This is a genomic window from Pseudomonadales bacterium (assembly GCA_024234435.1).
Lineage (GTDB): Bacteria > Pseudomonadota > Gammaproteobacteria > Pseudomonadales > Porticoccaceae > JACKOF01.
In genome coordinates this window covers 863,887-877,086 of sequence record JACKOF010000001.1, presented here as the reverse complement: position 1 = coordinate 877,086, position 13,200 = coordinate 863,887, and the positions used below count along the sequence as shown (strand labels likewise).

Genomic DNA, 13,200 nt, shown 5'->3' with positions numbered 1-13,200 from the left:
AGTTATCTGCCAAATAACCACTCTAATCCATACTTGCCAGTAACTTCACTACTAAAATTGCATAGCCAATACTATGAATCGGGAATAATCTTACTGTCTTTTCCAAGATATATTTTCCGAATAGCAACCTTATCTATTTTCCCTACTGATGTTAAAGGCATTGTTTCAATAAAGATAATTTCATCTGGCAACCACCATTTAGCAACACGTTCTCGCATATGGCCCAATAAATCTTCTTTACTGCATGTAGCGCCATTAACCAGAGTGCACAAAAGCAATGGCCTTTCTTGCCAGCGGGGATGAGGCATCGCAATAGCGGCAGCTTGCTCAATAGCTTCATGACTAATTGCCGCCCCCTCCAACAGAGGCGTACTTATCCACTCGCCTCCTGACTTGATCGCATCCTTGGAGCGGTCGACAATTTCAATCGCGCCATCGGGCTCAATTCTAGAAATATCGCCAGTATCCATCCAATCAACTTCTTGAGTTTCATCCTGACCAAGGTATCTGGACGCAACAAAGTCACCGCGGACAAACATATTCCCTTGTGATTCGCCATCATTGGGTAATCGCTTGTTATTTTCGTCGCGCAATTCAAACTTAACCAAAAATGACGTTCTTCCCTGAGATCGCAACCGCTTTTGGCGCTGCTCTTCTGCCGGCAATTGATCCGCTCCAGGAGAAAGCGTTCCTTTTGTCGAAGCAATTGCTTCTGTCATCCCCCACATTTGCAGCGCATCAATACCATTTTTTTCAAAGTTATCGAGCAAACTCATCGACGGCCTGGACCCGGCTACCAGTGCGACGCGCAGAGATGAGAGATCCAGATTACCTTTTTCAGCAATATCTAATATATCCATCCAGACTGTAGGCACAGCTCCAGCTATGGTTACTCCTTCAGAGCCAATCAGGTTAGTTAAATTAACAGGAGAAAAGTCTCTACCTGGAAGCACCAATTTAAAACCATTCATGGGCGCAGTGAAGGGCATCTGCCAACCATTGGTATGAAAAAAAGGAGCGATCGGCATGACCACATCCAACGCGCCGTTCTGGTAACCACCAAAGCCATCGGCCATGCTCATACCCATAGCAGACAGTACATTCCCACGATGGCTCTGAACCACGCCCTTGGGCATTCCAGTAGTGCCTGACGTATAACCAATAACCGACGCCTGCCGTTCATCAAAGAGGGGCCAGACAATCGCTTCACTGTATTCGCTGACAAAATCACTTTTACGTACAAATGGAGACAAGCTCGACTCAGGAAGACCTTCGCCTTCATCAAGGTATACCCACATTTTGACGCAAGGAACCAGATTTTGAATACTTTCTGCAATCGGCAGTGTCGTCTGATCAACAAAGACCAGCTCGTCTTCTACCTGATTAATCATGTAAACAATATGTTCTTCGGACAGCCTCGGGTTTACGGTGTGTAAAGAGGCTCCGACGCCGAGGGAAGCATAAAAAACTTCGAGATGATTAATGGTATTCCAGGACAGCGAAGCGTGTTTTGATTCGAAACCGTAACCCTGATCACTTACCGCATTCGCCAGCCGGGCAGCGCGCTTTCTCAAGCCCGCGTAATTAGTTCGCTCAGTTCTCCCATTGATATTCAACCCGACAATTTCTGTTTCGGAATGATATTCCGCGGCGTAATCAAGTAAACGGGAAATCTGAAGGGGGATATCCATCATCAGGCCAAACATTTCTACTCCTTAATCGTGATGCGTAGTTTATGGAAGCGCCAACAACCAGAAACCAGTATTGTTCATAGCGCTAACCTTTCCGGTATCCGAAAACCAACGAAGTTGCCGTCAATTGCTCGTATCCTTACGTAAAAACTCTCCCAGTAGTACTTTGGCACCGCCCAAACTGCCAACAACCGCCTCTTTCGCTACATCAAACACCTCGTATACGGGTTTAGGGGTCTCTTTAAGTATAAAAGGAGCCTTCCCGGTGACCTTTTCAATATGCTCAACACTGGAGGCCAGATCCTCAACACCAAAGACCATGCCATAAAACCCTTCGCCAAATTTATCCAGATGTTTCTGATACGCGGGGTTGTCGATAACAGGAAACACCAGTTCGATACCACTACTCCAGGAAATGAGCACCGATAGCCCTTCAGGAACTTCGCCTACCTCTTGCCAGTCATCTATTTTCAAAACAGAGCTAAACTCATCCCTGGCTTTTAACTGGTTTTCCCGATTCTGATAGATAAACAGTGTGTGATGTATTCGCCCCACATGTTCACGTCCTGAATTTGTATCGCTCATAGTATCTCCAGCCTTATATCCCATTAACCGTTGGTGTTTCGATTCAACCTCAAACATTGAATCCCGGAATTAATAATCCAGATCTTTTTTCCTCAACAAACCGATATTGTGCTCAAGAATCTCGGTAGCAAAGGTACAAAAATCTTTTGGTGAAATATGTAACTTGGGAGCAACCTTATCCTGCATGTCTTTCTGAGACTCGTAGAGTTTGCCCAGCTGAGCAAATACCACCGCCATCCGGAGCATGGCCAGCACCCAGTAGAATTTCCAGTCTGACGCCGTCACCTCCAGGCCGGAACGTTCGCAATAAACAGCCAAAGCCTTGCGCCGCCCCCACCAGCCTTCAGCCGATGATGGCATCATGCAAAGCTTGTCATAAACACCTGAATCCTCCGCCTCACCCCAGACTGCCAGGGTTAAAGCCAGATCGAAAAGGGGGTTGCCAATAGTTGACATCTCCCAGTCAATAACACCGGTGATTTCAAGCCTTTCGGGGTCGATCAAAATATTGTCAAGTTTATAGTCGTGATGCACGAGCGATATCGGCTGGTTTTCCGGTTCATTCTCGATCAACCATTGATAGACTTCTTCCATTAACGGCATTTGCTCTTCTGTGAACACCAAACTGCCCCTTTTCCGCCAGCCTTTTACCTGCCTGAGGATAAAGGCTTCCGGGTTGCCGAGGTCACTCAACCCTACTTGTTGAGGGTCAAGTTTGTGCAAATCGGCCAGTGATTCGATAACCAGGCGGCTTAACTTGTCACCAATCATCGGAACCGATGCCAGGTTGTCGGGCAGCTCCCTGCCAAGTGACACCCCCTCACAGTACTCAACAAAGAAAAACGGCACACCGATAACGCTGGTGTCCTCACAAATGGCCAATCCACGCGGTACAAAAGAGAGATGCTGACCGAGATGAAAATAGATATTGAACTCTCTGGCCAAGTTGTAGGCTCCCGGAGGAACAGGGCCTGCGGGCGGTCTTCTGAAAACCACTTTCCGGCCATCAGCCAGTGTCAACAGATAGTTCAGGTTAGCTAATCCTGAAGCGAACTGTTTAATCCCGGCTTTTTCATCAACAGGAATACCGGATTCGGCCATAAACCGGGCAATAGCCTTCCAGTCTTGTTGCAAGATGCTTTTTTTATCTACAAACATGCTTTCCACTTAACCCTTCTATTTAAATCAATAACCCATCAACGATTCTGGTCACTCTTGGCTTGAAATATCGAAAACATCCCTTACCGAACATTCACATTCGGCCCAGGTTCCTGCTTTACATGCCCTTGGGAGCCTTCTGTTTCATAAAACCAAACATATAACCTGCCACACGGCGCATCTGGATTTCGTCGGCACCTTCAGTAATACGGTAGCGGCGATGGTGGCGGTAGATATGCTCGAACTGCTTATGACGGGAGTAACCTATTCCTCCGTGGGTCTGGATGGCGCGATCTGCGGCATCGCAGCAGAACTGGTTCGCCGCAAAATTGCACATTGACACTTTATCGGATTGAGAAAAGGCACCGTATTTATCCATCATCCACGCGGTTTTCTGGATAAAGGCTCGCAGCATTTCTGCACGGGTCTGTAACTCGACCAGTGGAAACTGGATGGCTTGATTGGTCGCCAACGCTTTACCAAAAGGCTTTCTTTCCAAGGCGTATTTAACCGATTCATTGATGCAGTAAACACCTGCTCCCAGGCTGTTGGCCGCCTGGCGCAACCTGTTTTCATTGAAAAAATGTTGTGCAATACGAAGTCCCTGGCCTTCCTCACCAATAATATCGCTGTCTGCCACTCTGACATCAGTGAAACTGGTATGGGCATGGGACGTAGGCATGTTGAAGGTCCACAGATATTCTTCAATTTTTGCGCCTTCTTTCTTCATATCAACCAAAAAAGCGGTGATGCCTTCTGCGCTGCCTTTCTCGCCACTGGTGCGGGCAAAAACCATATTGTAGTCAGATAGGTGTACCTCAGAATTCCATGTTTTGTGGCCATTAATCACCCACTCATCGCCTTCTTTTACCGCAACCGTCTCCATATGAGTGGCATCGGAACCATGATCAGGCTCAGTAATGGCAACAGCGAGTGTCCTCTTGCCCAACAAGATACTATCGAACAGCTTTTCCTGTTGTTCAGGCGTGCCGTACTGCAACAACAGTTGCGCATTGACATGGTTGCCGACAACGGAGTGCTCGTTCTGGAGATCGTGATGTAACCCCAGGCCTTTTGCAGCAAGGTGTTCCCGTATTACAGCACCATCCAGGTTACTGCCTTCTCGACCGCCGTACTCTTTTGGCAAAGCATAGCGATAAAAACCAGCCTTATCCGCCCGGCATTTGGCTTCGTACATAAGCGCTTCCCACTCTTCAGTAGGAAGCCCCTGATTATCCCAATCAGTACGTGAATTCTCTCGTCGATGATCAAAGAATCGGATGTTGTCGTTTTCCTGCTCAAGAGGCTTTATTTCTTTTTCAATAAAAGCGTCGAGATCACCCAAAAAGCCCTGTAATTCAGACGGCAGCTCAAAATTCATTGCTATTCTCCAGTATTGGATAAGATAAACAGTTAATTGGCAGCCCGAAGCACTCCGCCCGGCCTGTCACATATTCAGTCATTCAAAAAAGTAACGATGTCACCCAGATCAGCCCTGGATGTCACCGTGTTGCTGGTTACATGGTCGGGATCTTCATAACCAAAGGAAACGCCAACCAGTATGCCCTGATCGTCAGCAATACCGGTTACCTCACGAACAGCATCCGGGTACAGTGCAAGCGCTCCCTGAGCACAGCTGGCCACACCGTAGCTTTTCATACAAAGCAACAAGGTTTGCAGATACATGCCTACATCCAGCGCATTAAAAACACCAAACCTCTTCGGCATACTGATAAAAGCGGCATGCGGGGCTTGGAAAAACTCAAAATTTCTCAACATCGCTGCCTTGCGCTGACTTTTGTCTCCCCGCTGAACACCCATGCTGTCATAAAGCGCAGTGGCGCAATCAACCTGCCTCTGGCGAAATACGCCGTCATAAGCATGCTGTATCTTAAAATCCGGATTTGGTTCCTGATCGCTACTGGCCAGCTCGTACAGCCTGTCACGCAGAGACTGGCATACCCTGCCGGAAACCACACAGACGCGCCATGGCTGGGTATTGCAGTTAGAGGGGGATCTCTGTGCCAGCTCGAAAATCTGCCTCAACTTTTCGGCCGACAAGGGCGTTGGCAGAAACCCCCGAACCGAGCTGCGCCCTCTCAGAACATCCTCAAATGCCCGATTCTCTATACCTGTATTTTTTTCCGAAACCATAATCACACTTCACGATAACTTTAATGACAGGCAGACCTGAAACACAAACCACAAATAATTTATAAAACAATCATTTTTAAAAGATTGGATCTTGTCTAGCAAATTAATTGACAATAAAAGGCTTGTCAACCACTTACTTGTCCTATCTGCGCACAACTGATCAGATAACTACTATCTGGCAGAATTTCAGCATACCGCCATATTGGAGAACAGGTTAATCATCACCACCCCCCTGCTGCGATAAAACCCATTCCATCATAATTGGCAGGTTCGGCAGTTGTTGAAATGTCGCTGACGCTTTCAGACTATCTCAATTCCTGAAGCATGACTTTTAATTAATTCAAGGAAATTTGAGGATTGAAGCGGCTTAGAGTAGAGAAACCCCTGAATATACTGGCAACCAATTTCCTGCAAAAAAGCAGCTTCGGCCTCTGTCTCTACACCCTCGGCCAAAACATCAACAGCCATTTTTTCACCTAACCGCACAATTGTTTCCGTAATGCTGCTGTTGCCCTTATCTTCAGGCACATTAATCACAAAGGAGCGGTCAATTTTTAACAAACTGATTGGCATCTGCTGCAGGTTTTTTAAAGAGGAATACCCGGTACCAAAATCATCAATGGCAATGCTGAAACCGGCACTGGTCAACCTGTTTAATGCATTGACAATAAAACTGTCCTGTTTAGCTACCGTCCTTTCTGTTAACTCAATCTGCAGAGCCCCCGGGGCAATGTTGTAACGCTCGGGAATCACAACAATATCATTGAGAAAATCAGGGTCTTCCAACTCTCTGGCAGAAAGGTTGATCGCAATAGGCGGAACACAGACCCCCTGCTCTTTCCAGACATTGATCTGATAGCAGCAGCTGTTCATTACCCAGTATGCAATATCGGTAATTAACGAGCTCCTTTCGGCAATAGGAATAAACTCTTCAGGGCTTATAAGCCCTATTTCGGGATGATGCCAGCGCAGTAGCGCTTCGGCACCCACCAACTGCTTGCCATCAGCAGAAAACTTTGGCTGATAAAACAAGTCCAGCTGATCTTTGTCTATCGATCGCCTCAATTCGCTTTCCAACCAGAGGTTTCGGGACAAGCGTTCAGCCATCTTCTCAGAAAACAGTACGTAATTGTTCCGCCCAGCCAGCTTTGCATGGTAAAGCGCGATATCCCCCGCCTTAATAATTTCATGTGCCGTGGTGTCAGCCCCTTCTACATACAAGCTGACACCCATACTCAGTGTAACGCGAAGGGTTTCACTGCCGATTTTAAACGGCGCAACAAACAACGCCATCACTTCCTTGCAAAAGGTCTCTATATCAACCTGACCATTTTCTCTGTTCAACAGAATGGCATACTCGTCGCCACCCAGCCGACAAAGCGAATCAGAGTTCGACAACACAGACGACAACCGATTCGCCACATCAATTATGATCTGGTCTCCCACCTTGTGCCCAAGCACGTCATTTAAGTGGGAAAAGTTATCGATATCCATCCATAACAGTGCAAGCAGCTTCCCTTTGGTAAGTTTCGCATCGGAAAGCAGCTCGTGGATTTTTAATTCCATGTAATTCCGGTTTGGCAACCCGGTTAGCTGGTCATGTATTTTTTGATGGGCAATCTCAGTGGCCAGCTCTTCTTGATAAAAATTAATCATTCTTGCCCGCCTGACCCTGGCCAGCACTTGAACACTCAACTGCCAGGGCTCAATAGGTTTGACGAGAAAGTCGTCGCCTGCGAGTCGAATGGCGTCCAGCTGCTTTCGAACATCTCGCTCTACCGACATAAAAACAATCGGGATTGATGCAAATTCGGGCCACTGCCGAATAATCTGCCCAAGCTCAATACCATTGCAACTCGGCATATAAAGGTCGAGCAGAATCAATTCCGGCTTGAATCGTTCAATCTCTTCAACCGCATTGAATGGCTCAGTAACAATGGTTACGTTGATATCATGGTGTAAGAGATCCAGCTTAAAAGCCTCTGCCAGCAATTGATCATCGTCTATCAGCATTACCCGGTATGGCGTGTAGGGCTTTTTATATACACTTTCGTACAATGCCTGCTTTAGCTGTTTCATAATCAGGGGTTTTTTAAGGTAGTAATCAGCCCCGGCCCTTACCGCGTTGAGTCGTGTATTAAAATCACCCTTTTCCGATATAAAGATAACGGGTATTGGCGGCTTGATAACCTTATTGATTGCGTTAACCCAGTCAATCCCTGCTTCAGAGCCCTCTGGAAGAATGATGTCAGCAATAATCGCCGCAGGCAGCACCTTGTATACGGCCTCATTTATTTCGGCAACACTGGAAAAAAGCACTACCTGATAATCATCCAGCAACAATTCTCCGGCAATATACCCGGCAAGCTCATGGTCATCTTCAAGCAAATAAACATGCTTGGCTTCTCTCGAAAGAGGCATTCTGGGTTTTACTTGGAGAGCTGGCTCATCAGGGTGAAACTCAATAAGTTCACCAATAACCGACAGAAATGTGGTTAATTGCGGCTTAACAGATTTAAAATTTTCTTCGTTGAGTGCGCGCACAAGGTAGTCTTCGCAATAGCTCGCTCCAAGAGATATTCCGGAAAAGCCAAATGTTGCCCCACTTCCAGCAAGCTTATGGATAATATTTCGAATATTTTCAACATCTTCGCGAGAAAGGGTGTCCTGCTTTAATAAAGCGGTAATATCTTCATAGGTTCCTTTCAATCGCTTGATAAATCGCCTTCGTATCGCACCGAAATCACCCTCAGTATTTTTGATTCTCACACCGATCTCCTTATTTATTCACTTGACCAATCCATAGCAGCGCTACCGAAATGGCGAAGTCTCCATTAGCGAGCTCACCCCTAACCTACGAGAGGATAGAACAATTACTGCCCGAGTCCATCCGTAGAACAATCTATTACCTTACACCTTAGCCGTCGTAAATAGCCTGACAATTTGCTCCGCAAGGGTCATGGGGTCAAAAGGTTTACGGATAACACCTATAGCTCCCAGCGCCTCATATTGAGCAACCTCAGAAGCCTGTACTTTAGCGGTCATAAAGATCACAGGGGTATTCTTTAATTGCGGATACATTCTCAGCGACTTCAAGGTTGCAGGCCCATCCAAGCCGGGCATCATGACATCAAGCAGCAGCAGATCCGGGGTCAGATCGGCAGCGGCACTGACCGCTTCCTGCCCCGAGGAGCAGGCAACCAGTTCAAACCTTTCATCCGCGAGTACCATTTCGGTTACCTCACGAATATCTCTATCATCCTCTACATAGAGTATGCTGATCACATTGCTACCCATTATTTGCTTCCATTTAGCTCTTCATTTAACACGTTATGAATTGTCGCCTTTAACAGATCATTGCTGGTTATAGATTTCGTCAATGCCGCGGAGACTTTTCCCGACAAATGATTAGGTATTTTGGCCGAAAAAATCACCACGGGACAAAGGCTCTTCAACTCATCCAGCAGATCGACACCCGAACCATCCTCCAACCCCAGATCCAGAATAACCAAATCATAGCGATTGTGTTTCAATAGTTTTTTGGCACCCTGAAGACTGGGTACCGAGCTGAATTCAGCAACGTCGCCAACTACATCTTCCGTAATCTGAATAATATCAAGGTCATCTTCAATATGAAGAATTTTTGGCCTTTTTACCTTTTTCAACGCTTCTCTCAATGCATGCATCAGGCGCTCTCGATCAACCGGCTTCTGCAGCCAATCAACCACCATCACGCCGTCGCCAGTGAATATTTCCTTACCTTCTTGAGCACGCCTGGAAACCACGATAACAGGCAGCTGCCTTGTCAAGGGATCTTCTCTAAGCTCTTGCAATAATTTAAGTCCATCTTCATCCGGCAGAAGTAGGTCTAGCAGCAGCAGGCTATACTTCCTTTCTTTAATGAGTTCTCGCGTTCGACTCGCCGTCTGAGCGATGTCGCAGGTTACGCCTTCCGCACGAATCATTCCTTCCAGAACAGCAGCCACATCTGCATCCCCCTCACAAATAATAGCTCTGCTTTTCTCACATGCAATTTTCTGCGACTTTAATCGCTTCCCCAAGGTTGGCAACGAAAAACCAAATTCTGCACCCTCACCCGGAACGCTGTTGTAACCAATAGTTCCGCCATGATGTTCAATAATAGCCTTGCTAATGCTAAGACCAAGCCCGGTACCACCTTTTTCTCTTGAATCGGAGCTGTCCGCCTGAGCAAAACGCTTAAAGATACTGGCTCGGAATTCATAAGGAATGCCTGGCCCATAATCACGTACCGCAACATGGCAATCCCTATCATTAAGTACAACCGAAATTTCTACTTTCGCGCCTTTCGGCGAAAATTTGACTGCGTTTGAAATAAGATTGGCAAATACCTGTAACAGCCGGTGCTCGTCACCCAGAACCAAAGCAGAATCCGCGCAATTCTTCATTTCCAGAGTGACTCCGTGCTCCTGAGAAAACCCCTGATTGTCTTCAATTGCTCGCCTTGCAACAGCACCCAGGTTTATTTCACCGAAAGTGAACTCCAATTGCCCTGATTCTATTTTTTCCAGATCCAGAATGTCATTAATCAGCAACGTGAGCCGCTCGCTATTGCGGTTGGCCATCTCGATCATTTTTCGCACATCTTCCGGTAATTTGTCTGATGAACGACCTAATACTAAACCCAACGCTCCCCGAATGGAGGTCAATGGCGTTCTCAACTCGTGGCTCACCGTCGAAACAAACTCCGATTTCATTCGTTCTATTTTTTTTCTTTCTGTAATATCCCGCACGATGCCTGTAAAAATATGCTCTCCTTCTATTTGCATTTCACTGACAGCCAACTCCATTGGAAAAACCGAATCATCCTTGCGTAAGCCAGTAACTTCCCGACCTATACCTATCACCTTGGCATTGCCCGTCGTTAAGTAATTTGATAAATAACTGTCATGCTCCACAGAATAGTTTTCCGGCATCAGCATTTTTACATTTTCGCCCACCACTTCTTCAGATTTATAACCAAAAATCTGCTCGGCAGCCCGGTTCATTGTCTGAACAGTACCCTTTGCATCAATGGTTATAATGCCATCCAGTACATTTTCAACAATCGCCCGAATGCGGGATTCGCTATTCTTTAATCGAATTTCGGCCTGCTTGCTTTGCGTTATATCTCTGGCAATGGTTGATGCGCCAACAACACTACCGTACTGATCAAAAATGGGCGATACACTCACAGACACATCGATATAGTGTCTATCTTTATGCATCCTGGTAGACTCAAAATGTTCAATTTTGTTACCCAGAGAGATCTCCCCGAGAATATTTTTTTCCTCATGAAGTCGATCCGGAGGAAACACCACCTCCATCGGTTTCCCCACAACTTCCATCGATGAGTAACCAAACATCTGTTCAGCCGCACGATTCCAACTGGTAATAAAGCCATCGAGAGACTTGCTGATGATCGCATCCTCGGAAGAATCCACGATAGCTTTATAGTATTTAGACTCCAGCTCCAGCTCTTTCCGGCGCGTAATATCTATCCAGAGCCCGACTATGTCATCGCCATCTGAAGTGAAATGCCTCTTATCGTGCAACCACAGATACCCTCCATCTGCTCGCTTAACACGATATTCGAAAACAGCCGTCCCGGTTTCATCGTCCTTATGCAGACTATCAAAAATCTTTCCGTTATCCTCCGGGTGAACAAGATTGCTCCAGATGTCGGGATTACCCAGCATTGATTCCGGTTTATAGCCTAAAAGGTTTTCCATCTGAGGACTAATATAGGAAAAAATCAGACGCTCATGACCGTGAGCCGTATAAATAATTCCCGGGCTTAATCGGAGAATATGTTGCAGTCGTTGCTCAGTCGTGGATAACTCTTCCTGAACTTGTAACAGGCGAGCGCGACCCAGTTCCGCTTCAACAACATCAGCCAGATCCCGTAATACTGAAAGCTCGTTATCGGTAAAAACTCGAGATTGGCGATCAATGATGCAAAGTGTGCCAATTCGCATTCCGTCGGGGGTATGCAAAGGAGCACCGGCATAAAAACGAATATCCGGAGGTCCTGTTACCAGCGGGTTATCAGAAAAACGAGGGTCATCCAGTGCGTTTGGCACATAAAAAATACTCTCATCCAGAATGCTGTGCCCACAAAAGGAGATATCACGAGGTGTTTCCGCAGCATCAAGCCCCTGTCTGGATTTGAACCACTGTCTGTCAGCATCCACAAGACTGACCAGGGCAATCGGCACCTGAAAGTGTGCGCTGGCAATACGGGTAATCCGATCGAAACGCTCTTCTGCAGGGGTATCCAGCACACCCACACCACAAAGCGAAGCAATGCGGGCGGCCTCATTGTCGGGCTTTTCAGGTGCATCCATTGTCAATCAGCCATCCCTTTCTAATATCGTAAAATCCGGCTACTTATTTATAACAACAGCTATCCTTAATCATGACTCTAAATCTTTTGTTAAATATAGAACACAATCTCTCAGAATTTCTAAAAATATGTCATGCCCGAAACCATACCCACGTCGTCTATAGTTCCTCTTACTGCTGAGCCGCAATTAACGTATTCTGCAATAAACATGCTATCGTCATCGGGCCAACACCCCCAGGAACAGGTGTGATAGCCCCAGCCACCATTGCAGCTTCTTCGAAGGCTACATCACCGACCAGTCGGCCTTTGCCATCTTCGGTAGGAACGCGGTTAATACCGACATCAATCACGGTTGCTCCCGGCTTCACCCAGTCGCCCCGAATCATTTCCGGGCGTCCCACTGCTGCCACCAGAATATCGGCTTCACGACATAGTGCTGGCAGGTCTTGGGTTCGGGAATGCGCAATAGTCACTGTGCAGTTTTCCTGCAATAACAACATGGCAACGGGTTTACCCACGATATTAGAACGCCCCACAATCACAGCATGCTTGCCGGACAGATCATCGCCCAGATAACTTTTTGCCAATATCACACAACCCTGAGGTGTGCAGGGCACCAAAGCTCCCTTCTCACCGTTCATCAACCGACCGGAATTCATGGCATGGAACCCGTCGACATCTTTCTCGGGAGAAATTGCTGCAATAATGACAGACTCATCAATGTGCTCAGGCAAAGGCAGCTGCACCAATATGCCGTGTACTGAATCATCACGGTTGAGCTCATCAAGTTTTTTTAACAGCGCTTCCTGGGTGGTGTCCACCGGCATTTTGAATTCAAAACTGGCCATGCCTGCTTCGATAGTCTGCCTGCCTTTATTGCGAACATAAACCTGGCTGGCAGGATCTTCACCCACCAGAACCACAGCCAGCCCGGGAACAATGCCCTTTTCCACCTGAAGTTTCTGAACTTCCTGCTTAATGGATTCGCGCAATTGCGCTGCTACCGCTTTACCATCAATCACTGTGCTCAATTAAAATGCTCCCGTCACTCATATAGCTCTGCCCAACCCTCACATCAAGAGAGTTTCCAAAGACGATATTTAACCACAAAACGGGGGGATGCAGTCCGGGATTTACACAGAAAGAGCATACATATGTTGTGCTCTCAATGTATTCAGCCAGTTTTTTCCTGCTCTTTAATCACGTAGAATCAGATCCCCCAAATCACGCCAAAATGCTCATCGATGA

At 46.8% G+C, this 13,200-nt stretch carries 9 protein-coding genes; all 9 read right to left on the bottom strand.

The window, feature by feature from the left end; all coding sequences use genetic code 11:
* Positions 1 to 71: 71 nt before the first annotated feature.
* Positions 72 to 1,706 (bottom strand): AMP-binding protein, encoded by a 1,635-nt coding sequence (locus tag H7A02_04030; GenBank protein ID MCP5171423.1) that lies wholly within the window; start codon positions 1,704 to 1,706, stop codon positions 72 to 74.
* Positions 1,707 to 1,814: 108 nt separating this feature from the next.
* Positions 1,815 to 2,276 carry a hypothetical protein gene (locus tag H7A02_04025; GenBank protein ID MCP5171422.1) on the bottom strand — a complete coding sequence of 154 codons (462 nt, stop codon included), beginning with the start codon at positions 2,274 to 2,276 and terminating at the stop codon, positions 1,815 to 1,817.
* 69 nt (positions 2,277 to 2,345) lie between these two features.
* Entirely contained in the window at positions 2,346 to 3,434 is a 1,089-nt protein-coding gene (locus tag H7A02_04020) for a phosphotransferase family protein (protein MCP5171421.1), read from the bottom strand.
* A 118-nt stretch (positions 3,435 to 3,552) separates the two neighbouring features.
* Positions 3,553 to 4,815, bottom strand: coding sequence for an acyl-CoA dehydrogenase family protein (locus H7A02_04015; protein MCP5171420.1), 1,263 nt, complete (start codon positions 4,813 to 4,815; stop codon positions 3,553 to 3,555).
* 74 nt (positions 4,816 to 4,889) lie between these two features.
* Positions 4,890 to 5,588, bottom strand: a complete 699-nt coding sequence (locus tag H7A02_04010) for a nitroreductase (GenBank protein ID MCP5171419.1) — start codon at positions 5,586 to 5,588, stop codon at positions 4,890 to 4,892.
* Between the two features lie 300 nt (positions 5,589 to 5,888).
* The gene (locus tag H7A02_04005; protein ID MCP5171418.1) at positions 5,889 to 8,357 is read right to left on the bottom strand and encodes an EAL domain-containing protein; all 2,469 of its coding nucleotides are present in this window, start codon (positions 8,355 to 8,357) and stop codon (positions 5,889 to 5,891) included.
* A gap of 141 nt (positions 8,358 to 8,498) precedes the next feature.
* Positions 8,499 to 8,885 carry a response regulator gene (locus tag H7A02_04000; protein MCP5171417.1) on the bottom strand — a complete coding sequence of 129 codons (387 nt, stop codon included), beginning with the start codon at positions 8,883 to 8,885 and terminating at the stop codon, positions 8,499 to 8,501.
* Positions 8,885 to 11,953 (bottom strand): PAS domain S-box protein, encoded by a 3,069-nt coding sequence (locus tag H7A02_03995; protein MCP5171416.1) that lies wholly within the window; start codon positions 11,951 to 11,953, stop codon positions 8,885 to 8,887. Before H7A02_03995 ends, H7A02_04000 begins: the two co-directional genes overlap by 1 nt.
* A 169-nt stretch (positions 11,954 to 12,122) precedes the next feature.
* Complete coding sequence (gene folD, locus H7A02_03990; protein MCP5171415.1) at positions 12,123 to 12,983, bottom strand: bifunctional methylenetetrahydrofolate dehydrogenase/methenyltetrahydrofolate cyclohydrolase FolD; 861 nt, start codon at positions 12,981 to 12,983, stop codon at positions 12,123 to 12,125.
* Positions 12,984 to 13,200: the final 217 nt, after the last annotated feature.

What these genes read in the sequence shown, in the direction of transcription:
- H7A02_04030 (MCP5171423.1), bottom strand. Translation starts at nt 1,706, where the DNA reads ATGTTTGGCCTGATGATGGATATCCCCCTTCAGATTTCCCGTTTACTT.
- H7A02_04025 (MCP5171422.1), bottom strand. Translation starts at nt 2,276, where the DNA reads ATGAGCGATACAAATTCAGGACGTGAACATGTGGGGCGAATACATCAC.
- H7A02_04020 (MCP5171421.1), bottom strand. Translation starts at nt 3,434, where the DNA reads ATGTTTGTAGATAAAAAAAGCATCTTGCAACAAGACTGGAAGGCTATT.
- H7A02_04015 (MCP5171420.1), bottom strand. Translation starts at nt 4,815, where the DNA reads ATGAATTTTGAGCTGCCGTCTGAATTACAGGGCTTTTTGGGTGATCTC.
- H7A02_04010 (MCP5171419.1), bottom strand. Translation starts at nt 5,588, where the DNA reads ATGGTTTCGGAAAAAAATACAGGTATAGAGAATCGGGCATTTGAGGAT.
- H7A02_04000 (MCP5171417.1), bottom strand. Translation starts at nt 8,885, where the DNA reads ATGGGTAGCAATGTGATCAGCATACTCTATGTAGAGGATGATAGAGAT.
- H7A02_03995 (MCP5171416.1), bottom strand. Translation starts at nt 11,953, where the DNA reads ATGGATGCACCTGAAAAGCCCGACAATGAGGCCGCCCGCATTGCTTCG.